Source organism: Bacillus sp. FSL P4-0248, assembly GCF_038593305.1.
GTDB lineage: Bacteria > Bacillota > Bacilli > Bacillales > Bacillaceae > Bacillus > Bacillus safensis.
Genome location: NZ_CP151983.1, coordinates 1681351 through 1704646 on the forward strand (window position 1 = coordinate 1681351; position 23296 = coordinate 1704646).

Here is a 23296-nt window from a genome sequence, read left to right on the forward strand (position 1 = left end):
CTGACGAGCGGTCTTATTGCGGCTTTAACACATCCTGAATCGTCCCATCTTTTCGATGAATGACAACGGAAGTTCCTTTATTAGCTGAAATCTCCTTGGCCCGGTCAATTGCTTCTTGTTTTGTTTCTTTGACCTCACTTGCTCGTTTCGCTTTCTCTGTTTGAACCGCCCAGCCTTCCTTGTGTTTCACAACATGCTGCGCCTGATCCATGAGCTCTGGTCTTGCGGAGCTGCTGTTCTCAGAGGGTTTGACAGAACCATGAGAGGAGAAATTCTCTACCTCTTTCTCCGTTGCGTTCTTTTTCCACTCTTTCGCTTGACTGATTGCAATTGGAATGGCTCTATTTTCCTCATAGCCTTCCTGAATCATTTTATTGGCAATCTCAAGCGCTTTTTTTCGAATGACGTTGTCTAATGATTGAAATGAAGCTGGATAATCGTTCATCGTCCAAGGCATAAGAAACGCTCCTTTCTTTTATTTGAACACCTTCCCCCATCTGTAATGGATCAAACATACAAGTTCTCTCAAACCAATGATGGGGATAAAATACATCGTTTTGCTGAGGCAGAATATCATTCATTCACGCAGAATAGAAGATAGAAAAGGAGTGATTTTGATGATGATGAAAGGTTTGTATGAAGCACATTTACCTGTGAGTGACTTGAAGGCATCGATTGCGTTTTATGAAAAATTGGAATTGACACTTGCTCATGAAAATGAAAGAGTTGCTTTTTTATGGATTGAGAAAGGAAAGAGCTGGCTTGGACTGTGGAAAGTAGATATAAATGCCTATCCATACCATCCTTCGACTCGGCACGTTGCCTTTCAAATTACAACGTCCAGTATCGAACAGATTAAGACTTGGCTGATTGAAAGAGACATCAGCATTCACCCAATGTTTGGTTTTTCAGAAGAAAAGCAGCCTTTAGTTCTCGATAATCCGCCGCAATTTCATGCCGCCATTTATTTTCTTGATCCCGATGGGAATCTGCTTGAATGTATCGCACCACTAGAAATCGATGCATCAGAACAGCATGAGATGATGACATTTGAAGATTGGGATCGAAAGAAAAATCCGTTTATTGATTGACAAGATCACTCATTGTAACTATAGTGATTACAACGGTGGTGAAAGATTGTGAAACAAATTAGCAGCAGGTATCCGATTGCTGTTCATATTGTGTCATTTATTGCAGGTGTTCCAAAAGAGTGTACAGGTGATTTTATTGCAGAGAGCGTGAATTCAAATCCAGCCATTGTTCGAAAAATGATGGCAATGCTCAAACGGGCGGGTCTTATTGAAATTCGCCGCGGAGTAGGCGGTGCTTATTTAAAAAGACCGGCTGAGGACATCACACTCTTAGATGTGTACCGCGCTGTGGATGTAAGCGAGGATGAAGAATTATTTAACTTTCATCAGCCCGTCATCGCATGCCCGATTGGTCAAGCGATGGATACGAGACTGCGGCATGAACTAAAAGAAGCACAAGTTGCACTTGAGAATCACCTAAAGCAAGTGACAATTCAGCAATTATTGACAGAGGCGGAATAAAAAAGCTCATACATTGGAGCTTTTTTTACACCTTTGTTGTAACCATTTTGATTATAACGTATGCACATCACCGTTGAACGAAAAATGAGGAGGTCAAACAAATGAAATTATTAGTAACAGGTGCAACAGGACAACTTGGGACGCTCGTCGTCAAGCATTTGCTCACAAAAGTACCGGCTGAACAAATTGCAGTCAGTGTTCGAAATCCACAAAAAGCAGCACATTTGAAGGATGCTGGGGTGGATGTACGCCACGGAGATTTTACTCAGCCAGACACCCTGACATCAGCATTTAAGGGCATTGATCGTCTGTTGATCATTTCAACAGCGGATGGAGACCGTGTGCAGCAGCATAAAGCGGCAATCGAAGCGGCAAAAGCAGCAAATGTGGCATTTATTGCTTATACAAGTGTTGTCAATGCAAGAGAGAGTCAGCTTATCCTTGCAAATGACCATGCTAAAACAGAAGAAGCCATTGTGGCCTCAGGCATTCCTCATGTATTTTTAAGAAACAACTGGTATGTTGAAAACGAAAAAGATACGATTCTGGCGTCAGTCAGCGGCGCACCATTTTTAAGCCCTATTGGCGAAGGAAAGGTTGGCTGGGCAACAAGAAATGACTACGCAGAAGCGGCAGCAAATGCGTTAACACTTGCCGTACATGATCAGGAGATATATGAACTGTCAGGACCGCTTCGGACGCATAGTGAACTTGCACAAATTGTTAGTAAGGTGAGTGGAAAAGAAATCAAAGTAGAAAAAATAGATGTAGACACATTTGGAGACTTTTTAGGTTCAAATGGTGTACCAAAAGAAGCAGTGCCATTTGTCAAAGCCATTCAAAGCGGCATACGCGATGGTGCTTTAGCCGTCGAAAGCCAAGATTTCGAAACATTACTAGGCCGGCCGTTAACACCTATTGAAGAGAGAATCCGTGAATTGATTTCAGAATAAACATCAAAAACGCCCTATGAAAAGGGCGTTTTTTTCATGTAGTCACACGAATCATAAGGACAAATTTTAGACAAATCACTTCGTTGAAATTTCAGAAATTTGGGATTAAAATGAAATTAGGGTCTGTTATTTAGTCATCAGATGACCAGAATGATGAATCAAAATGCAGCAATAGAAGGGAAGTTCGCCGATGAAAGTCCATTTATTCGTTACTTGTTTAATTGACACGATGCAGCCAAATGTAGGAAAGGCGACAGTGGAAGTATTGGAAAGACTCGGTGTTGAAGTGGAATTTCCAGAAACACAAGTGTGCTGCGGGCAGCCAGCCTTTAACAGCGGCTATACAAAAGAGACAATCAAAGCAGCGAAAAACATGATCAAAGCCTTTGAATCAGCTGAATATGTTGTGACACCATCAGGTTCGTGCAAGGCGATGTTTTTAGAATATCCTCATCTTTTGAAAGAAGACCGAGTGTGGTCGGCCAAGGCTGAGGCACTTGCCGCAAAAACATATGAATTAACAGAGTTTATTGTTGATATATTACACGTGACAGATGTAGGCGCGAGCCTGAAAGGAAACGCAGCCTATCACACCTCTTGTCATATGACGAGACTGCTGCGCATTAAGGAGGCGCCTTTTACCCTGTTGTCAAATGTCAAAGATTTGACGATGAAACCATTGCCCCGCGCAGAAAATTGCTGTGGATTTGGAGGAACCTTTTCAGTGAAAATGACCCCTATTTCTGAGCAGATGGTTGATGAAAAAGTACAAAGCATAGAGGAGACAGGCGCCGAATATATCATTGGTGCTGACTGCGGGTGTCTGCTGAACATTGGCGGGAGGCTGAACCGTCTTGCCCTTCAGCCGATGGTCTCCTTATTAGGCGGATTCCTCATTTTCCGTGAACGAACAACAATGTCTGCTCTATTGACGATGTGTGCAGCGATTGTTGGTGCCCTTATGATAGGCTGGGGAGATATTGGTCATAGCAAGGCAGCCATCTTAGGAGATATTTTATCCTTTTTGAGTGTGATTGCTGTTGTTTGTTATTTGCTAATAGGCCAACAGGCTGTAAGAAAAATATCTCATTGGATTTATAGTTTTTGTGTATTTGGTTTTGCCGGTCTTTTTTTAATTTTATTCAACCTGCTTCAGCAAACCCCTTTCACAGGCTATCCGGGTAAAGAGTGGGGAATCTTTTTATTGCTCGCCATCATACCTACGATGTCTCATGTCATTAATAATTGGCTATTAACCTATGTGAATGCGACAACCATTTCAATGAGTATTCTTGGCGAACCTGTTGGGGCAACAATACTTGCTGTATGGCTGCTTGGAGAGAAAGTTACACTGCTTCAAATGCTTGGCGGTCTGCTTGTTCTTTTAGGCGTCTTCTTCTTTTTGATGCAGCAGCGTCAAGGAATCGTGATGAAAACAAAAAAATCCGGTTAACTTCCGGATTTTTTACTCTTTTAAATCGTTTTTTTCAATCACTTTGTTTAATCTTGCCTCGATTTTTTTCAATTCCATTCGTTTTCTTCTGATTATGCGAAACGCGATGACAATGATTGTCACAATAAAGGCAATGAATAGAAGAGAGAACATTTGAAATAGAAGATCTCCCATGTTGAATGCCATATCCTCTCTATTAGACATACGTAAAACCTCCTTTTCTATCTATATATTACCATAATCATTAAAAGATTGAGATTTATCCATAATTTATCTATAATAGGTAAAATATCACTCATTAAAGGAGAACCAATATGAGAACTTTAGTCCTTTTACGAGGTCTCCCAGGCGTAGGTAAATCAACATGGATCAAAGAACAAGGCTTAGAGCCTTACACTTTATCAGCGGATCAAATCCGGCTGTTAACGCAGCCGCCGCAGCTATCAGTCAATGGGAAACTAGACATTTCAAGCAAGCATGACCACAAAGTTTGGTCTTTATTATTCGATCTACTCACGGCCCGTATGGAACGCGGAGACTTTACTGTGATTGATGCGACACATATTTCAAGTAAATCGATTTCTCAATATAAGTCTTTAGCGACTTCGTATCGTTACAGGGTATATGTCGTCGATTTCACGCAGGTGCCCCTTGAAACAGCTCTTTTGCAAAATCGCTCACGTGAATCTCACAAAGTGGTGCGGGAATCTGTTTTGTATCAAATGAACGAGCGGTTAAAAACAGAAAAGGTCCCGTCATGGGTGACTGTTTTGCAGCCGGAGGAATATCCGCAAGTGATGACCTATCAGCCTCGATCCTTTGATCAATATGAGGCCATTCATGTTTTCGGAGATATTCACGGTTGTTACACCGCACTTACCACCTATTTGCAAGGAGACATCAAAGAAAACGAACTTTATATCTTTACAGGGGATTTACTTGATAGGGGAATAGAAAACAAAGAAGTATTAGATTGGATGCTCGCCCATAGAGAATGCCGGAATGTCATTGTCATTGAAGGCAATCATGATCAGCATTTATACCGGTTTGCACATGGTGAAAAAGTCAGAAGCAATATGTTTAACCGGCATACTGCGCCTGAAATTGAAGCAGCAGACTTTGATTTGAAGGAAGTACGAAAGTTTGTCAGAACCTTTCATCAGCTGACTTATTTTACGTACCATGATCAGACATTTCTTGTTACCCATGGCGGACTTGCTCATTTGCCGGAAGAGCTTCTTCATGTCTCAACACAGCAGCTCATTCACGGCGTAGGAGAATATTCAGATGACATTGATCACTTATTTGTTCAAAACACAGCTGGGCTGGATATCATCCAAATTCACGGGCATCGCAATTTATACAGACTGCCTATTCACGCAGCGGAAAGATCTTATAACCTAGAAGGCCAGGTTGAATTTGGGGGGCAGCTGCGGGTGTTAAAAATCACAGCTGAGGGGATTGAGACTCATGAAATTGACAATCCAGTCTACAGAGCCTCTGAGAAAAAACAATCGGCTGCTGTTCAATCAGATATTTCACTGGATGATTTTTTAGCTCATTTAGATCAGCATGAATACGTTCAGGAATTAAAGCTTCCACACCATATTTCATCTTTTAATTTTACGAAAAAGGCTTTTAGTGAACGTCAGTGGGATGATGTGAATGTGAAGGCAAGAGGTTTGTTTGTCAATATGGTTTCAAAGCAGATTGTGTCTAGAAGCTATAATAAATTTTTTAACATTGATGAGCGTCCGGAGACAAGAATGCAGCATTTAGTGAACCATCTTCAATTCCCTGTCGCCGTATATGATAAAGCAAATGGATACTTAGGCACTGTTGGGTATAACGAAATGGAAGATGAATTGGTGTTTACGTCCAAATCGTATACATCACATGTGAAACAAAATCAGCATGCTTCCTGGGTCGAAGAGCTATTTTATAAAACCTTCGGTGATGTGCAGGCTGACTACATCAAATCATACGTCCGTGACCACCATGTATCTCTTGTGTTTGAAGTCATTTTGCCAGAAAAAGATCCGCATATTATCACATATGAACAAGATCAACTCATTTTACTCGATATAGTGAAGCGGCAGTTAAGCTATGAAAAAGCACCATTCGCTGAAGTGAAAAGATTAAGTGAACAGCTGGGAATATCCTGTAAGCAGGAAGTGGCTGTTTTCCATGATTGGACGTCTTTTTATAAATGGTATCAGGCGGTCTCTCATGATGACACAATAAAAGAAGAGGGATATGTCATTGAGGATGCTCGCGGCTTTATGACCAAACTCAAGCTTCCTTATTATCAATTCTGGAAGCAGATGCGCGGGATGAAGCAGCGCGTTGCAGAGAAGCGTTCCTCGCAAAAATTTATGCAGGCGTTGCAGACAGCGGAGCAAGCTAGGTTCTATACGTGGCTTCTTGAGCAAGAAGCAGATCATGTGAGGAATAGCACAATTATTGAACTGCGGTCACAATTTGAACAAAGCGGTACTGCCCAATTGAATAATGGTGGGATAAATGCATAGTCTAACAAAGAGTCTTTTCTAAGGAAAAGGCTTTTTTTGATGCAATTGAAAGGTGGACACTTGCATGCCTGACCATATTGAAGTCATTCTTCGGACGATGTTTGCTTTTGCAATTTTATTTGGAGGAGCACGTCTTTTAGGAAAACAAACCATTGCGCAAATGAATATTTTTGATTTTATAGCAGCCATCAGCTTAGGTTCAATTGCAGCGAACCTGGCGTTTAATACAACGCTCCCGCTTCAGCACACAACGATTTCCTTTGTGTCACTTGTCATGATTATTTATGTGATTTCCCTGCTTGCATTAAGAAGCCGGAAGATGAGAGGGTTTATGGCTGGTAAACCAACCCTTGTCATACAAAATGGAAAAATTCTTGAAGGAAATATGAAAGGGATGAGATATACCCTTGATTATTTAAATCAACAGCTGAGAGAAAAAGACATCTTTGATATTAGCGAAGTTGAATTTGCGATGATTGAAACAGATGGGCATATATCAGTGAAAAAATACCCTTCGTTTGAAAAAGTCACGCGGAAAGACCTTCATTTATTCATGGAGGCAGGGCGTTACATGCCGATTGAAGTCATCATGGACGGGAAACTCATCCAAAAGAACATACAAGAAAATCAATTAACAGAGCAATGGATAGAAGAAGAGCTTAAAAAAAGGCAGCTGTCCTTAAAGGACATTGTTTATGCTGTCCGTTCAAGTAATGGAAACTTATATATTGATACATATGACGACCATATTCATTCTCCAATCGATCAGGAATGAATGTGTAGTGCTGATGACACCTGTGTGACACACATTTGACAATCTTTATAAGTCCTTTGGGTGTCATACGACTAGGTAGCATTTCTCAATTATTATTATTTTCAGAAAATGTGATGACGGATTAAAATAAGTATGTTTAAGTATAAATAGATGAAATTAAAATATTAATATAATATACCGAAAGCGGAATGAACGTTCATTCCTATATTTTTATAAGGAGGGGATGAAATGCCAGCAGTGACTGATAAACAAGAACAGATCATGAAGGCTTCGCTGGAACTATTTATTGAACGAGGCTTTGACGGCACCACAATGCCGATGATTTCAAAAAGAGCAAATGTCGGAGCGGGCACCATTTACCGTTATTTCGACAGCAAGGAGGCGCTCGTCAATATTTTGTACCAGCGCAGTCTCTCAGCATTTATCGAAAAAATGAACACAAACAGTCCAGATCCAAAGTTAAGTATCCGGGCGTACTTTAAGCATGTATTTTATTGCTTGGTTTTATTTACAAAGGAGAATCCAAGCGGGCTGTATTTCTTAGAGATTGATAAACGGTCTCATTACTTAGACGAGACGAGCAAAGAGAAAATGCAGCATTTGTTACATGAGCTATTCCTTATCTTTGAAGAAGGGAAAAAGGATGGAATACATCCAAATCTCTCAGGCAGAACCATTTTATCTATTGTATTTGGTGCCTTCGTGCAGCTGCATAAACAAATTCTTGCAGAAGAAATAGAGCCAACGATTGATTTTTTAGAGGATATTGAGCAATGTTTATGGCGCGCCATCAGCGTTGCATCTTAAAGAGATAAAGGGAGTGGGCATATGAAGCAACCATCAATCATTCCAAAACCAAAAACATACGGACCTTTTAAAAATATTCCCCATATAAAAAAAGGAGAGCTTTCTCAAACCTTTTGGCGGCTGGCAGATGAATTAGGACCGATCTTTCAGTTTGAATTTTCAAATGCAACAAGTATTTTTGTTTCCAGCCATGAACTTGTCAAAGAAGTATGTGACGAGAGCCGTTTTGATAAATATATTGGGACTAGTCTGAGTAAAGTTAGAGCATTTTCAGGGGATGGACTATTTACAAGCTGGACAGAAGAACCGAACTGGAGAAAGGCTCATCAAATTTTGATGCCTGCATTCAGCCAGCAGGCCATGAAGGGCTATCATGAAATGATGCTCGATATTGCCACACAGCTTGTGCAAAAATGGCAAAGAACAGGCCGCGATGAAGAAATTGAAGTAGCTGAGGATATGACAAAGCTGACTTTAGATACAATCGGCCTTTGCGGTTTTGATTTTCGCTTTAACAGCTTTTATAAAGAAAATCAGCATCCGTTCATCGACAGCATGCTGAAAGGTTTAAATGAAGCAATGGAGCAGTCGAGCCGATTGCCAATTGCAGATAAACTGATGATCAAAAGAAGAAAAGAATTTGAACAGCATGTCGATTTTATGAAGAAATTAGTAGATGACATTATTCAGGAACGAAGAAAACAAGATAAAACGGGCGATGATTTACTGTCTCTTATGCTGCATGCAGAGGACCCTGAAACAGGTGAACGTTTATCCGATGAAAATATCCGTTATCAAATCATCACCTTCTTAATTGCAGGACACGAAACAACAAGCGGGCTGCTATCATTTGCGATTTATTTCTTACTGAAGAATCCAGAGAAATTAAAGAAAGCCGTCCAGGAAGCAGATGAGGTGCTGCAGGGCGGGCTTCCGGCATTTAAACAGGTGCAAAAGCTAAGCTACACTCGTATGGTGTTAAATGAAGCTCTCCGCCTCTGGCCAACAGCGCCTACGTTCTCTCTTTATGCGAAAGAGGACACAGTAATCGGGGGGAAATATCCGATTCAAAAGAATCAAAGTGTCTCTGTTCTGCTCCCTAAACTACACCGTGATCAAGCGGTATGGGGAGAGGATGCAGAAGACTTTAAACCAGAGCGGTTTATGCACCCTGAGAAAATTCCGCAGCATGCCTATAAACCGTTCGGAAATGGCCAGCGTGCATGTATCGGTATGCAGTTCGCCCTGCATGAAGCTACGATGGTTCTCGCGATGGTTCTGCACAATTTAGAGTTAATTGACCACACATCTTATGAGCTAGATTTAAAAGAATCTCTCACAATTAAACCTAACGATTTTAAAATCAAAGTACGGCCAAGGAAGCAGCAATTCTTTATGGCACCACCGAAGGAAGAACCGAAGAAAAGCACCAATTCTAGTGAGTCAAAAGTGGCGAGTCACGGTACACCGCTGCTAGTTTTGTACGGATCAAATCTTGGCACAGCAAAGCAAATAGCGAACGAACTGGCTGAAGACGGGAAAGCAAAAGGATTTGATGTGACTACTGCGCCGCTTGATGACTTTACACGCCAATTGCCAGATACAGGTGCTGTCTTCATCGTGACCGCTTCATACAACGGACATCCGCCTGACAATGCGAAGCAATTTGTGGATTGGCTGGCGCAGGATGAAGAGCAGGATTTATCAAACGTGACATTTGCTGTCTTTGGATGCGGAGATCGAAATTGGGCGAGTACGTACCAGCGTATTCCTCGTCTGATTGATGAAGCACTTGAAAGAAAAGGGGCGAAGCGTGTAACGGATATAGGTGAAGGCGATGCAGGCGGTGATATGGATGAGGATAAAGAAATCTTCCAGAAAAATGTCTTCGAACAGCTTGCAAAAGAATTTAAGCTCACCTTCCAAGAAAAGGGAAAGGAAAAACCAAACCTATCAGTTGCTTATACTAATGAGCTAGTGGAGCGTCCTGTAGCTAAAATATATGATGCCTTTTCAGCTGTTGTATTGAAAAATGAAGAATTACAATCAGAAAAAAGCACACGGCAGACAAGACATATTGAATTAAAATTACCTGCTGGAAAAGCATACAAAGAAGGCGATCATATTGGGATTGTACCGAAAAATAGTGATGCACTCGTTCAGCGTGTGACCCGCCGCTTTAAACTAGATCCTGAACAGCACATTAAGCTTTCATCTGAGAAAGAGGCAAGTCATTTACCATTAGATCAGCCGATTCCAATCAAAGAATTACTTGCCTCGCATGTTGAGCTTCAAGAGCCTGCAACACGTACACAGTTAAGAGAGCTCGCAGCACATACTGTATGTCCGCCTCACCGCGTGGAGCTTGAAAAAATGGCTGGTGAAGCATATCAAGAAGCCATCTTAAAGAAACGAGTAACCATGCTGGATTTATTAGATCAATATGAAGCGTGTGAGCTGCCGTTTGTGCACTTTTTGGCGCTTTTACCAGGTTTGAAGCCGCGTTATTACTCGATTTCTAGCTCGCCAAAGGTAGATGAAGAAAAAGTCAGTATCACAGTGGCGGTTGTAAAAGGTAAAGCATGGAGCGGAAGCGGAGAATATGCCGGAGTCGCATCAACCTATTTATGTGGTCTGAAAGAAGGGGAAGAAGTAGCCTGCTTCCTGCATGAAGCGCAAGACGGATTCCAGCTGCCCCCTTCATCAGACATACCGATGATTATGATTGGACCAGGTACAGGAATCGCTCCATTTAGAGGATTTGTTCAGGCAAGAGAAGTGTGGCAGAAGGAAGGGAAGCAGCTAGGCGAAGCCCACCTATATTTTGGCTGCCGTCACCCTCAGGAAGATGATCTGTATTATGATGAAATGCAGCTTGCAGCGCAAAACGGAGTTGTCCATATCCATCGTGCTTATTCTCGTTACGATGAGCAAAAAGTATATGTCCAGCATTTGTTGAAAGAAGAGGGCGGCATGCTGATCGAATTGCTTGATCAAGGTGCTTATCTGTACGTGTGCGGAGACGGAAAAGTTATGGCCCCAGAGGTAGAGGCTACACTGATCGATCTTTATCAAAACGAGAAACAATGCTCGAGAGAAACAGCTGAAAATTGGCTGACAACCCTCGCAAATGACAATAGATATGTAAAAGATGTGTGGAGCTGACAAAGAGGAAAGACCGCCTATTAGGCGGTTTTTTTTGTTCTCATAGAAAGAGATCGATAGAATGAAGATTGGGAAGATACAAAACACCTAATTTGGAAATGAAATATTTTGTAAAAAATAAGAATATTCTCTCATTTACTCCAATATGAAACAATCGTATGATTTTTGATATAGGACATAAAGGAGGAATATGATGAAAAAGGTGAAAATGTTACTCCCTTCTCTTCTCGTTTTTGGTGCTTTAAGTGTGCCTAGTTTTGCCCATGCCGCATCGGATTCAGTACTAACGTCTGATTATGACATGGTGACTTCTGATGGTAAAGTGATTTCTTCAAGTGATTTCCACAATGATACGAAAGCCCCCTCATCCTTTGACAAAGTGGATGATCTTTCTTCTACTGTTGGCGAAAAAGTAAAACCACTATCAAAATATTTAAAAGATTTTCAAACGAAAGTCGTCATTGGAGACGATGGTAGAACCAAAGTTGCAAATACAAGAGTGGCACCATACAATTCGATTGCTTATATTACATTTGGCGGCTCAAGCTGTACGGGAACACTCATTGCTCCTAACAAAATTTTGACAAACGGACACTGCGTATATAATACGGCATCGAGAAGCTATAGTGAGAAAGGGACTGTATATCCTGGTATGAATGATAGTACTGCGGTGAATGGTTCAGCAAAAATGACTGAGTTCTATGTGCCAAGCGGATATATTAATACTGGAGCAAGCCAATATGACTTTGCCGTGATCAAAACCGATACGAACATTGGCAATACGGTCGGCTACCGATCCATCCGCCAGGTGACAAACTTGACTGGGACAACCATTAAAATCTCAGGATATCCTGGTGATAAAATGAGATCGACTGGCAAGGTGTCACAGTGGGAGATGTCAGGTCCTGTGACGAGAGAAGATACGAATCTAGCGTACTATACGATTGATACATTCAGCGGAAATTCAGGTTCTGCCATGCTGGATCAGAACCAGCAAATCGTTGGCGTTCATAACGCTGGGTATTCAAACGGAACGATAAATGGCGGTCCGAAAGCGACAGCTGCTTTTGTTGAGTTTATAAACTATGCGAAAGCGCAATAAAAAATAGAGCTTGTTTCCTTCATAGGGGACAAGCTTTTTTGTATGAATTGATTTGATAGAATTCATATTTCTAACCTGAGAGATTTGAGATTGAGAGCCTCATCATTTTTTTCTCATGTCATCTGCGCACCACTCATACATTAAAATGACACATTTCCTTTCAGTCAAGATGATGCTTAAGATGGATGAGGAGGGTCACGCGCTTTTGAAGATGAAAAGAGGCTGGATCGCTGCTGTCGCCTTATGTTTTGTGATATGGATGGGCACGTTGTTAGGTGGATTTGGAGAGAAGCAGGCAGCAAAAGGGGCTGATCGATATGATCATGTCGTTCAATTTCCAAAGGAAAGGTACCCTGAAACAGGCAGTCATATTCAAGAAGCCATTCGAAAAGGGCATTCAGATGTGTGTACCATTGACCGAAATGGAGCAGATGCCCGCAGGCAAGAATCATTAAAAGGAATTCCGACAAAACCTGGCTTTGACCGGGATGAATGGCCAATGGCGGTTTGTCTTGAGGGAGGAAAAGGCGCAAGCGTACAATATGTTAGTCCATCTGATAATAGGGGAGCAGGCTCATGGGTCGGGCACCAAATCAGCGGGTTTCCTGATGGGAAAAGAATATTATTCATTGTGAAATAAATCGGAAAGAGTCTCCCTAGAGTGGGGGGCTCTTTTGTTTATCATCAGAGCCTATTCGAGCTAGCAGGGACAAAAGATTCAGTGGTACAATCAATCTATAAGGTACAAAGACTGACAAGAAGAAAATGTGAAGGGACATTTGCTTATGGATAAGAACCGTGCATTATACGATTTTTTTATGCAGCATGCAGAGGAGCTGACCGAAACATGGTATGAATCAATTGAGGACGATGATCCAGAATCCATATATCGTTCAACAGATTCCAGCATCATATCAGAGCTAAAACGGCAGAATCAAGATTATTACCAGCATTTTATACGAGCTATTATTGAAGATAAGACGTATTTACATACTGAATTTAAAAAATGGTCTGAGGAATTAGCCAGTGACCCAAAGCATTTAAATACACCATTAGATTATGTCGTGAGAGAATACATGTCCAATCAAAGAGTGGTTCTGCATTACTTAAAAGAATTTATCAAACAGCGTCAAGATGAAATTGATATTGACCGCATCTTTTATTGGTATGATTTAATTTCCGAAGCGTTTAATATTTCAATCCATGTGTTTATCCAGCAATATGTGAAAAATACAACCGAAAAACTCGTGGCTCAAAGAGATATGATTTACGAATTGAGCTCACCGGTGATTGTCTTAAAAAGCCAGATTGCGTTATTGCCTTTAGTAGGTGACATTGACACAGCGAGAGCAAAGATTATTTTAGAAAATACGCTAAATCAGTGCTCGCAAAAAGGTGTTCAGCATTTATGTATTGATCTATCGGGTGTGGTCATTATTGATACAATGGTGGCTCATCAAATCTTTGATCTTGTCACGTCACTTCGGTTAATTGGAGTAGAGACGACCATTTCAGGGATTAGACCAGAAATTGCCCAAACAGCAGTGCAGCTCGGGCTTCCTTTTAATGAATTTCGCACGGCATCATCACTTGCTCACGCACTGGACCGTATGACTGAATTTTCTTCAATATAAAAACCAGGCCGATGAATGGCCTGGTTTTTAATTTAGATGACAGCGTCAATTTGTGTGACTTTCCAATTTTTTTGTACTTTTTCGTACGTAACAGTTCGTTTTACTTTGCGTCCATCAAGTGTTGGGACAGTAAATTCATATGTGCGGACCGTTTGTTTTTTAGAAACAAGTTTAGGTGTGGCTTTTTCCCAATTGAGCATGTTGTCTCCATCACCGACTGGAACAGCCATTTTGCCTTTATGAACAATGAACTGATAATCTTTTAAACCATGTTTGATGGCATCTTGAGTGAAAACTTGAGATAGGTAGCTGTTTAATTTTTTCTTTGTATCAAATGTTTTAGAAAGATAGTTGTACGTCATATCTTTATAGGTAAATGATTTTAATTTGACATTAGAATGGTCTTTAATTTTGTAGCCTGACATTGCACTCCAAAAATGTTCTCTTGCATCAAGGGCAATATGTAACGCTTCTTTATTAGTCAAAGCGGCTGATTTCTTGGAAGCGGCCAATGTTGTTGTTTGTAATGAGATCATAAGCATAATAGCAGTTAATAAAACAAATAATTTTTTCAAGGCGATTGCCTCCTTTTCTCAATGAAAACTTCTTATGTTACAAATGTTACAATAATTACAGTGATATTACAAGTATTAAATCTAAATGTTTTTTTATTTCTTTTGTTTCTAATTATATAACGTTTGAGGGAGACAAAAAGTTTTCATTTTTTTTATTTTTCTTCTTAAACATTATATAACCGTTCTAAAGAAGAACGAAACGTCTTTTGGAAAAATTTCTATTTAGACGTTTAACACTCTTTTTTATTTATGACATATACTGTCGTGATGAAAGTCTAAAGAAAGTGGTGTTTCGTATGTATCAACCGTATGAAGATATGTGGAATGGTTACTCATATGATAGGCAGATGCAGGGATTGCCATCGATTTCTATTCCTCAAATTGGAGGTTTTCCTGGGTTTCCAATCGGAGGAGGGCAAGGTTCAGGCGGACACTCAGCACCGCCGGCACCGCCGCAGCATATCATTTCCCAGTATCAGCAAGCACTCTCTCAGCCACAAAGTATGCAGTCGCTTATATCGGGGCAAGGTGTTGGCGGAGGCCATCAAACTGTACAATTTGCAGCGGGATGTAATAGAAGATGGACGATTGTGCTTTTGAGAAACGGTCAAGTATTTTTAATGTTCGTTCTTTCCTCACAGCCTTTTGGCCGAACAACTGGCTTTATATGGCCGAACTTTACATTTGGTTCCTTCCCAAGCTCAAGTATTCTTGCATATTCTTGTGCATAAGAAAAAGCCGGTTTTCATCAGCTGCTGATGAAATACCGGCTTTTTTTAATGAATATTTCGAAATACGCCAATCACTTTACCTAGTATACTCACATTCTGTAAAATAATCGGTTCCATTGATGGATTCTCTGGCTGTAATCTAAAGTGTGTATTTTCTTTATAGAAACGTTTCACTGTCGCTTCATCTTCCTCTGTCATGGCGACCACAATATCTCCATTGTTAGCGGTGCTTTGCTGACGCACAATGACATAGTCCTTGTCCAAAATACCTGCATCAATCATACTTTCTCCCATAATTTCAAGCATAAACACTTGTTCGTCTGGTGCTGCAAAAGTCTCTGGAAGAGGGAAGTATTCTTCTACATTCTCAACAGCTGTGATAGGAAGGCCGGCGGTTACTTTTCCGATGACTGGAACGTTCATTACAGCACTCTTTGGAATATTCATTTCCTCTTCATCTAGTACTTCGATCGCTCTAGGTTTTGTCGGGTCTCTTCTTATTAAGCCCTTTGTTTCCAGTCTAGCTAAATGTCCATGGACCGTTGAACTGGATGCTAGACCGACAGCTTCTCCAATTTCACGGACGGATGGGGGATAACCCTTGCTTTTTACTTCATCTTTGATGAATTTCAGGATATCGAGTTGTCTTTTTGATAGCTTCGTCATCTTTTGCACCTCAAAACGTCAATTTTAAAGAAATTATAGCATGTTTTTCCTAACAGTACAAACATAGGTTCGAAAAAACGTTTGACAGAAACGTTTGTTCGTATTTATAATGAGAGACAGAAAGAGCGAACGCACATTCTATTAGGAGAGATGACATTATGAGGTTAAAAGAATGTATTATTTTTATTGGGGTATTCTCATTCATCGTTGGCATATTTCTCTCACTTATTGCAGTCACAAGCCATAATGATTCAAATCAATATGTTAAAATAGAGGTTCAATCAGGAGATACTCTTTGGGGATTAGCTGATCAAGTAAATGACAGCAAATCAATCGACAAAAATGCATTTATTGACTGGGTAACAGAACACAATGATCTTGCTTCAACAGAAATCCAGCCTGGAGACATTCTTGTCATACCCGTGAAAAAAGAGCATCCAGTCGTATATCAGCTTGCAACAGTACAGTAGAAAGGTCGATTGAAGACATGAACGCAATCATTTATGCGAGAGTAAGCACTGTGAAAGAAGAGCAGGAAACCTCGCTGAAAAGACAAGAAGAAGAACTGCTGGCTTTAGCTGCCATGCACAAGATGAATGTGGTCAAAGTCATCAAAGAAAAAGCAAGTGGATATGAGCTAGATCGTGATGGCGTGTTTGAAATGCTTGCTGCACTGAAGGAAGAGTCGATCGATGCCGTTCTTATCCAAGATGAAACACGTCTTGGAAGAGGACAAGCTAAAATTGCGCTTCTTCATTGTCTATTTAAAGAGAACGTAAAGGTATACAGCGTGTTTCATAGAGGAGAGCTTGAGCTTTCAGAAGCAGATGAAATGGTCATCGAGATTGTAGGAGTCGTCGAAGAGTACCAACGGAAAATTCATAACCTGAAAATCAAGCGGGGGATGAAAAGGGCTGTTGAGCGCGGATATCAGCCTGAACTAAATTTAAGGCAGCAGGACCATGCACCTGGCCGTGAGCGTATTGAAGTGCCTATTTCAGAAATTGTTCGATTAAGAAAAAATAACATGACGTTCGCCGAAATTGCCGCAACTCTTCAGGCATTAGGTTTTGACATTTCAAAAGCAACAGTGCATAGAAGGTATCAAGAATATGAAAAAGGCCTTACCACCTAAAGCGTGATTTGTTGTCAAAATGATTGATATTTAGTAGTATGTAGAGAAAATGCTTTAAAGGAGTTTGTCATGATTTCTAAAGAACAGCTTGCAAGAATAAATGAGCTTTCAAAAAAGTCGAAAGAAACCGGTTTATCAGACGCTGAAAAAACAGAACAAAAGCAGTTGAGAGAAGAGTATTTAAAAGCTTTTCGTTCTTCTATGAAAAATACACTTAAAACTGTCAAAATCGTTGACCCTGAAGGAAACGATGTCACACCAGAAAAATTAAAAAGAGAAAAAGATCAGAACCTTCATTAAGGCTGTGATTTCTTGAATTTTGAAAAGATGGGAAGAATATTCTCGTCTTTTTTCATATTTGCATAACTTTTTAGGTGATCGATAAACTAAATGTGACAAAATCCTTCTTTTTCAGCGTGAAATAGTTGTGAAAAAAGGACAGTAGATTTATGATAATGGTGTACACAAGATACGGAAGGGGATTTATATGGAAACGATTGAATTGAAATCTATTGCAACAATACGTACTCTCTCCATAGACGCAATTGAAAAAGCGAATTCCGGTCACCCAGGAATGCCGATGGGTGCTGCACCAATGGCATACGCTTTATGGACGAATCACTTAAACGTAAGTCCGCAAAATCCAAATTGGTTTAACAGAGACCGCTTTGTTTTATCTGCGGGCCATGGTTCTATGCTTCTATACAGCATGCTTCATTTAAGCGGATACAATCTGAGCATTGAAGATTTAAAACAATTCCGCCAATGGGGAAGCAAAACACCTGGACATCCTGAATTTGGACACACAGAAGGCGTAGACGCGACAACGGGTCCTTTAGGCCAGGGAATTGCTATGGCAGTAGGAATGGCACTTGCAGAAAGACATCTTGCGGAAACGTATAACAAAGACAACTTTCATGTTGTAGACCACTATACATACAGCATTTGTGGAGATGGAGACTTAATGGAGGGAATTTCCTCTGAAGCAGCTTCACTTGCTGGTCATTTAGGCTTAGGCCGTTTAATCGTTCTTTACGATTCAAATGACATTTCTTTAGATGGCGATTTAGATCGTTCATTCTCTGAAAATGTGAAGAATCGTTTTGAAGCGATGAACTGGGAAGTTCTTTACGTGAAAGACGGCAACAACATCGAAGAAGTAACAGCTGCTATTGAAAAGGCGAAGCAAAGCACAGACAGACCTACATTAATCGAAGTGAAAACAACGATCGGTTTCGGATCTCCAAACCGTGCGGGAACGTCTGGTGTGCATGGTGCACCGCTTGGCAGCGAGGAAGCAAAGCTGACGAAGGAAGCTTACTCTTGGACGTTTGAAGAAGATTTCCATGTACCTTCTGAAGTGTACGATCATTTCAAAGAAGCTGTCAAAGACGCTGGACAGAAAAAAGAAGCAGCGTGGAATGAATTGTTTGCGCAATACGAAAAAGAATATCCAGAGCTGGCAGCACAGCTGAAGCTTGCGATTGAAGGAAAGCTTCCTGAGAATTGGGATCAAGAAATTCCTGTTTATGAAGCAGGTTCAAGCCTTGCTTCCCGCGCATCTTCAGGTGAAGTGTTAAATGGCATTGCAAAGCAAGTACCTTTCTTTATTGGCGGGTCTGCTGACCTTGCTGGATCAAATAAAACAACGATTAAAAACACAGATGATTTCGGGAAAAATAATTATGCCGGCAAAAACATTTGGTTCGGTGTCAGAGAATTTGCAATGGGTGCAGCGCTCAATGGTATGGCACTTCACGGCGGTCTTCGTGTATTCGGCGGAACGTTCTTTGTTTTCTCAGATTACTTAAGACCAGCGATTCGTCTTGCTGCCTTAATGGGACTTCCAGTCACTTACGTCTTTACTCATGATAGTATCGCTGTTGGTGAAGATGGTCCAACGCATGAACCGGTTGAACAGCTTGCTTCACTGCGTGCGATGCCTAATCTTTCCGTTATCCGCCCAGCAGATGGAAATGAAACAGCTGCAGCGTGGAAACTAGCTGTATCTTCAACGGATAAACCGACAGCACTAGTTCTTACTCGTCAAAACCTTCCAACAATTGACCAGGCACCAGAGAAGGCATATGAGGGAGTAGAAAAAGGTGGATACGTTGTGGTTGAAGCAGCTGATGCACAGCCGGAAGCACTTCTACTCGCTTCAGGATCTGAGGTTGGTTTAGCCATTGAAGCACAAAAGGCACTTGAAAAAGAAGGTATCCGCGCGTCTGTTGTCAGCCTTCCTGCATGGGATCGCTTCGATCAGCAGTCAGACGAATACAAAGAATCCGTTCTTCCTAAAGCAGTACGTGCACGTATTGCAATTGAAATGGGTGCTTCACTTGGCTGGGAGCGTTACACGGGGCTTGATGGTGACGTGATTGCAATTGATAAATTTGGCGCTTCTGCACCAGGAGAAACCATTATCGAGAAATACGGCTTTACTGTCAGCAATGTAGTCAGCCGTGTGAAAGCGAAGCTGAATAAATAAACGAACTCCAAGCATCATGCTTTTTTGCTATCTGTTTGCAGAGCATTTTCATCCGCTCTGCAAACTTTTTTCTTTTTTCTTTTTTCTTGTTTTTTTGACAAAACTAGTTTCTTCTTGCTTCATATATAGACAATTCTTTCTTTCACATTTTTGTATAATACAAGCAATAAACGAGATTGACGAAATGTGAAAGGAAGGGATAGACATGGAACGTCATTATTATATTTATTGGATTGAGGATGAATTTGCGCATCACTATTTTGGCAGAGAATCGATTTTGTTTCATTTGTTTGAGTCGTTACATTGGACGAACCGCACTGACGATGAACTTGTAATGCTTGTGAAGCAAGTGGATTATGTGACGAAACGAATCCCTGCTTTTCATATGCACCAGCGTCTAATGAATAACTTAACGAACATTCACTATACACAAATAGGCTCGATTTACAGCGCTTCCTTACCAGATGGAAAAGGAACTGCAGCATTTATTATTAAAGACCGGTATATTCAAATGTCTGCCACTGGCAGTTATGAGGCAGAAGCGGTGTTTTTTGAAGTGCTGAGAAAAATCAGCCCTTGTTTTCTTGCAATGGACTTTAGTTCAAAGAAACACGGATGGCTCAATCCAGTAAAAGTGAGGAATTTTGTTTAAAAAAATAAAATTGAACGTGAAATGTTGTATAATAGCCTTTTGTTTAGTACACTTTATACGAGACAACATGAAGGAGGAAGAATTATGGATTTATGGGTTGTCATCCTTGTAGGCGTTGTTGCACTGCTTGCAGGAGTTGCACTCGGATTCTTTATTGCTCGTAAGTATATGATGAGCTATTTGAAAAAGAATCCACCGATTAATGAACAAATGCTTCGAATGATGATGATGCAAATGGGCATGAAACCGTCCCAGAAGAAAATCAATCAAATGATGAAAGCCATGAACAACCAAGCGAAATAATACGTACGATATTATGATCATAGATGGAACATGGTTTTAAAGAATGGACAAGCATTGTCCTTTCTTTATTCAATTCACCTTCATCAGACGCTTAAAACCACTGTACTTGCATGAATGAAGCAGGGAAGGTGGTTTTTATTATGGCGTCAAGAGTATGTAAAAAACAAAAAACCCCTAAGTCAGAGGTTTTTTGTTTCGTTTATGGTCACACATATCAACTGTTCTAAAAATGGTGCGGCATGTTTGATATCATGAAGTATGATTAGTTGGCTGAGTTTGAGTGTAAGTGTCGTTGATATTGTAAGAGGAGATGATCTAGCTGCTGGCTATGTTCGATGGTCACTGTTGATGTCATCCCATTATGCAAGACAACTTTCATCAGCTCTTCTCTTTTTTCTTCGATTTGAGTTAATAATGATGTTTTTACCAAAGTCATGTTCCTTTCATGCAAATCTTGATAAAAAGAATCGATTCTATTATATCCATTTTAAGGTTTATTTTCAAATTTAAAGGATTCATTATCTTGATGTCAAATTAAATTATATAAGGTTTTAAGAGAATAGACCATCTTTATTGAGGTGATGTAAAAAAAATGAAATGATTTTGTCATCTCTTATTGTATATTGTAAGAAGGGGGTGTTCTTTTGACAGATTTGAATTACTTTTTAGCATTTGGAGCAGGATTTCTTTCTTTTATTTCACCGTGCTGTCTGCCGCTTTATCCAGCGTTTTTATCGTATATTACGGGCGTTAGTATAGATGAAGTGAAATCCGAGAAGGTGATGCTGAGAAGAAGAAGTCTGCTTCATACTTTATTCTTTTTAGTTGGGTTCTCTATTATATTTATTGCGATTGGCTTTGGGACATCGTTTGTCGGGAAGTTTTTTAATGATTATCATCAAGCGATTCGTCAAATTGGAGCCATCCTCATTATTTTCTTTGGTTTTATGACTCTTGGCGTATTCAAGCCCTCTTTCCTCATGGGCGAAAAGAGAATCCAGTTCAAAAACCGTCCTGCTGGTTTTTTTGGATCCATTCTCATCGGAATGGGCTTTGCCGCTGGATGGACACCTTGTACTGGACCTATTTTATCCGCTGTTATCACACTGGCGAGTAACCATCCTGAGTCGGCGGTTATGTATATGATTGCGTATGTTTTTGGATTTGCCGTCCCGTTTTTTATTCTCTCCTTTTTCATTACGAAAATGGCGTGGATCAGAAAACGTCAGCAGCTCATCATGCGAATTGGCGGAATCATTATGATTGTGGTAGGGATTTTGCTGTTCTTTGATCTTCTGACATGGATTATCATCATGTTCTCATCATTGTTTGGCGGCTTTACAGGCTTTTGAAATCGTTTTCTACAGTCGCGGCGAATGGTTTTTTTTCGTCAATTGGAGTATATTATACATAGGCTGACCTTAAAGAATAAAGGAATGATTTGATATGATGATCTTGATCTCTTCTATAATTGCGGTATGTATGGCGGTGGCCGTCATGTTTATTCGCATTAAGTCATCTGCAAAACCTGCAACTGCGAAAAAAATTATTTTACCTCCTATTTTCATGAGCACTGGCGCACTGATGTTTTTTGTTCCTATGTTTCGGGTAACTGGAGCTGAATTTCTAGAAGCGATCACAGTGGGGATGTTTTTCTCTATATTTTTAATCAAAACATCGAAGTTTGAAATTAGAGGTAATGACATCTACTTAAAACGGTCAAAAGCATTTGTGTTCATTCTCATTGGACTTCTTGTCCTTCGTATCGGGATGAAGACCATCCTAAGCTCTTCTATTGATTATGGTTCATTAAGCGGGATGTTTTGGATTCTTGCCTTTGGCATGATCGTGCCTTGGCGGGTTGCCATGTATTTATCGTTTAGAAAGCTGTCTAAACAATTAGATCCGCAGCAGATTCAAATGAATTAAACCTCCTTTTAATAAAGGAGGTTACATATTGTTGACAAAGGGCTAAAATGATCTTTTATTTTAGCCCTTTGTCTTCTATTCAGCGTTATTGAAAACCTTTGAAGTCTAGGAAGGACGAGCACTGGCGCGGAGCGAATTTAACATTCGTGAGCACCAGCGCGCAGGACTGACAAAGAATGCGAGGGTTTGTCTAAACGCTGAAACCTCCTTTATAAAAGGAGGTTATTTTAATAACGATTCATATGGCGAGTGATCAATGTTTTTTTCTTGAAGGCGCTTCAGTAAAAACTTATGATCCCGCTTTGGTGTGGCCATAATGTAGCCGCGAATGATTAAGTCTAAATTAATGCTGGCAGCCTGTTCTTTTAATGCCAGCTCACCGATTTTACCCGCTATTTTTTCTTTGGCAACATCTCTAAACAGCTCTGGAACAGGTAATACGAGTTCATTTAACAGCTGTTTGTCCTCATCCCGCCATAGGTGAAGGCTCTTTTGAATATATTCATCCTGCCAATAAAGCTCTGATTTCCCATCTTCCTTTGGCAATCGTTTTAAAAACTTGCGAAACATAAAAAAGCCACCGATTGCGAGTAATCCGATCATCACTGTACCCCAAAATAAAATGAACCACAAAAACCAGCCGCTTAACATGTTCTCACTCCTTATACCCCTTATCTCTCTATTTTATATTACATGAAGAGAGGATAGAAGAAAATAACAAAAATGTATGTCTATTATCTCTATAAACGCCCTTTTTCATTGATAGCCGCCCATTTACTAGAATGACCCAAACCAATTAGTAGAAAAAGAATACATTATCATATAGCGACTCTACTATTTG

General features: G+C 40.4%; 25 protein-coding genes and 2 pseudogenes. 21 read left to right on the forward strand and 6 right to left on the reverse strand.

All coding sequences use genetic code 11. From position 1 onward, the window contains the following. Window positions 1-13: 13 nt before the first annotated feature. A complete protein-coding gene (locus NST65_RS08465) occupies window positions 14-457 on the reverse strand; it encodes a DUF2188 domain-containing protein (RefSeq protein WP_111927424.1) in 444 nt (147 codons plus the stop codon). A gap of 160 nt (window positions 458-617) precedes the next feature. Here NST65_RS08465 and NST65_RS08470 point away from each other — a divergent pair, with 160 nt between their 5' ends. The 5 genes and pseudogenes from NST65_RS08470 to NST65_RS08490 form a co-directional block, all read left to right on the forward strand. Further along, window positions 618-1091 (forward strand): VOC family protein, encoded by a 474-nt coding sequence (locus tag NST65_RS08470; protein ID WP_111927425.1) that lies wholly within the window; start codon window positions 618-620, stop codon window positions 1089-1091. Window positions 1092-1139: 48 nt separating this feature from the next. Continuing rightward, window positions 1140-1553: an Rrf2 family transcriptional regulator gene (locus NST65_RS08475; protein ID WP_111927426.1), complete on the forward strand. Its 414-nt coding sequence runs from the start codon at window positions 1140-1142 to the stop codon at window positions 1551-1553. Between the two features lie 101 nt (window positions 1554-1654). Then, window positions 1655-2506, forward strand: coding sequence for an SDR family oxidoreductase (locus NST65_RS08480; RefSeq protein WP_111927427.1), 852 nt, complete (start codon window positions 1655-1657; stop codon window positions 2504-2506). 190 nt (window positions 2507-2696) lie between these two features. Continuing rightward, window positions 2697-3362, forward strand: a pseudogene (locus NST65_RS08485) ((Fe-S)-binding protein); the annotation flags it as partial. 159 nt (window positions 3363-3521) lie between these two features. Then, window positions 3522-3959: pseudogene (locus NST65_RS08490) on the forward strand (DMT family transporter); the annotation flags it as partial. 12 nt (window positions 3960-3971) lie between these two features. On the opposite strand, the gene NST65_RS08495 reads toward NST65_RS08490, so the two are convergent. Then, window positions 3972-4163, reverse strand: a complete 192-nt coding sequence (locus tag NST65_RS08495) for a hypothetical protein (protein WP_046311192.1) — start codon at window positions 4161-4163, stop codon at window positions 3972-3974. Between the two features lie 110 nt (window positions 4164-4273). Here NST65_RS08495 and NST65_RS08500 point away from each other — a divergent pair, with 110 nt between their 5' ends. From NST65_RS08500 to NST65_RS08530, 7 genes are all read left to right on the forward strand, one after another. Then, entirely contained in the window at window positions 4274-6490 is a 2217-nt protein-coding gene (locus tag NST65_RS08500) for an RNA ligase (protein ID WP_342489360.1), read from the forward strand. Between the two features lie 64 nt (window positions 6491-6554). Beyond that, the gene (locus tag NST65_RS08505; RefSeq protein ID WP_342489361.1) at window positions 6555-7265 is read left to right on the forward strand and encodes a DUF421 domain-containing protein; all 711 of its coding nucleotides are present in this window, start codon (window positions 6555-6557) and stop codon (window positions 7263-7265) included. 228 nt (window positions 7266-7493) lie between these two features. Next, window positions 7494-8072 carry a TetR/AcrR family transcriptional regulator gene (locus tag NST65_RS08510; RefSeq protein ID WP_034283407.1) on the forward strand — a complete coding sequence of 193 codons (579 nt, stop codon included), beginning with the start codon at window positions 7494-7496 and terminating at the stop codon, window positions 8070-8072. A 21-nt stretch (window positions 8073-8093) separates the two neighbouring features. After that, on the forward strand, window positions 8094-11237 hold the full coding sequence (locus NST65_RS08515) for a bifunctional cytochrome P450/NADPH--P450 reductase (protein WP_211044056.1): 3144 nt from the start codon (window positions 8094-8096) through the stop codon (window positions 11235-11237). A 193-nt stretch (window positions 11238-11430) separates the two neighbouring features. Continuing rightward, window positions 11431-12339 carry a trypsin-like serine protease gene (locus tag NST65_RS08520; RefSeq protein WP_024425124.1) on the forward strand — a complete coding sequence of 303 codons (909 nt, stop codon included), beginning with the start codon at window positions 11431-11433 and terminating at the stop codon, window positions 12337-12339. Window positions 12340-12598: 259 nt separating this feature from the next. Continuing rightward, on the forward strand, window positions 12599-12979 hold the full coding sequence (locus NST65_RS08525) for a NucA/NucB deoxyribonuclease domain-containing protein (protein ID WP_044335941.1): 381 nt from the start codon (window positions 12599-12601) through the stop codon (window positions 12977-12979). 145 nt (window positions 12980-13124) lie between these two features. Then, a complete protein-coding gene (locus NST65_RS08530) occupies window positions 13125-13973 on the forward strand; it encodes an STAS domain-containing protein (protein ID WP_041117519.1) in 849 nt (282 codons plus the stop codon). Between the two features lie 32 nt (window positions 13974-14005). On the opposite strand, the gene NST65_RS08535 is transcribed toward NST65_RS08530, so the two are convergent. Further along, complete coding sequence (locus NST65_RS08535) at window positions 14006-14548, reverse strand: IseA DL-endopeptidase inhibitor family protein (RefSeq protein ID WP_041109224.1); 543 nt, start codon at window positions 14546-14548, stop codon at window positions 14006-14008. A 296-nt stretch (window positions 14549-14844) separates the two neighbouring features. On the opposite strand from NST65_RS08535, the gene NST65_RS08540 reads away from it, so the two are divergent. After that, on the forward strand, window positions 14845-15279 hold the full coding sequence (locus NST65_RS08540) for a hypothetical protein (RefSeq protein ID WP_111927431.1): 435 nt from the start codon (window positions 14845-14847) through the stop codon (window positions 15277-15279). Between the two features lie 45 nt (window positions 15280-15324). Here NST65_RS08540 and lexA read toward each other — a convergent pair whose 3' ends face one another. Next, window positions 15325-15945, reverse strand: a complete 621-nt coding sequence (gene lexA / locus NST65_RS08545) for a transcriptional repressor LexA (RefSeq protein ID WP_034283422.1) — start codon at window positions 15943-15945, stop codon at window positions 15325-15327. 158 nt (window positions 15946-16103) lie between these two features. Between lexA and yneA the strand changes: the two genes are divergently transcribed. The 6 genes from yneA (at window position 16104) to NST65_RS08575 (ending at window position 20526) form a co-directional block, all read left to right on the forward strand. Then, the gene (yneA, locus tag NST65_RS08550) at window positions 16104-16415 is read left to right on the forward strand and encodes a cell division suppressor protein YneA (protein WP_111927432.1); all 312 of its coding nucleotides are present in this window, start codon (window positions 16104-16106) and stop codon (window positions 16413-16415) included. Window positions 16416-16432: 17 nt separating this feature from the next. Beyond that, window positions 16433-17080, forward strand: coding sequence for a recombinase family protein (locus tag NST65_RS08555; protein ID WP_034283427.1), 648 nt, complete (start codon window positions 16433-16435; stop codon window positions 17078-17080). A gap of 69 nt (window positions 17081-17149) precedes the next feature. Further along, the gene (locus NST65_RS08560) at window positions 17150-17380 is read left to right on the forward strand and encodes a DUF896 domain-containing protein (protein ID WP_024425132.1); all 231 of its coding nucleotides are present in this window, start codon (window positions 17150-17152) and stop codon (window positions 17378-17380) included. A 187-nt stretch (window positions 17381-17567) separates the two neighbouring features. After that, the gene (tkt, locus tag NST65_RS08565; protein ID WP_024427083.1) at window positions 17568-19571 is read left to right on the forward strand and encodes a transketolase; all 2004 of its coding nucleotides are present in this window, start codon (window positions 17568-17570) and stop codon (window positions 19569-19571) included. A gap of 205 nt (window positions 19572-19776) precedes the next feature. Continuing rightward, window positions 19777-20223: a sporulation inhibitor of replication protein SirA gene (gene sirA, locus NST65_RS08570; protein ID WP_024425134.1), complete on the forward strand. Its 447-nt coding sequence runs from the start codon at window positions 19777-19779 to the stop codon at window positions 20221-20223. Window positions 20224-20307: 84 nt separating this feature from the next. After that, on the forward strand, window positions 20308-20526 hold the full coding sequence (locus NST65_RS08575) for a YneF family protein (protein WP_003212379.1): 219 nt from the start codon (window positions 20308-20310) through the stop codon (window positions 20524-20526). Window positions 20527-20788: 262 nt separating this feature from the next. Here the strand turns inward: NST65_RS08575 and NST65_RS08580 are convergent, their stop codons facing one another. After that, window positions 20789-20956 (reverse strand): aspartyl-phosphate phosphatase Spo0E family protein, encoded by a 168-nt coding sequence (locus NST65_RS08580; protein ID WP_008343814.1) that lies wholly within the window; start codon window positions 20954-20956, stop codon window positions 20789-20791. 214 nt (window positions 20957-21170) lie between these two features. Between NST65_RS08580 and NST65_RS08585 the strand changes: the two genes are divergently transcribed. After that, a complete protein-coding gene (locus NST65_RS08585; RefSeq protein ID WP_024427084.1) occupies window positions 21171-21878 on the forward strand; it encodes a cytochrome c biogenesis protein CcdA in 708 nt (235 codons plus the stop codon). A 94-nt stretch (window positions 21879-21972) separates the two neighbouring features. Continuing rightward, window positions 21973-22455: a CcdC protein domain-containing protein gene (locus NST65_RS08590; protein ID WP_024425136.1), complete on the forward strand. Its 483-nt coding sequence runs from the start codon at window positions 21973-21975 to the stop codon at window positions 22453-22455. Window positions 22456-22677: 222 nt separating this feature from the next. Here the strand turns inward: NST65_RS08590 and NST65_RS08595 are convergent, their stop codons facing one another. Then, window positions 22678-23106 carry a DUF2621 domain-containing protein gene (locus NST65_RS08595; protein WP_111927433.1) on the reverse strand — a complete coding sequence of 143 codons (429 nt, stop codon included), beginning with the start codon at window positions 23104-23106 and terminating at the stop codon, window positions 22678-22680. Window positions 23107-23296 lie beyond the last annotated feature (190 nt).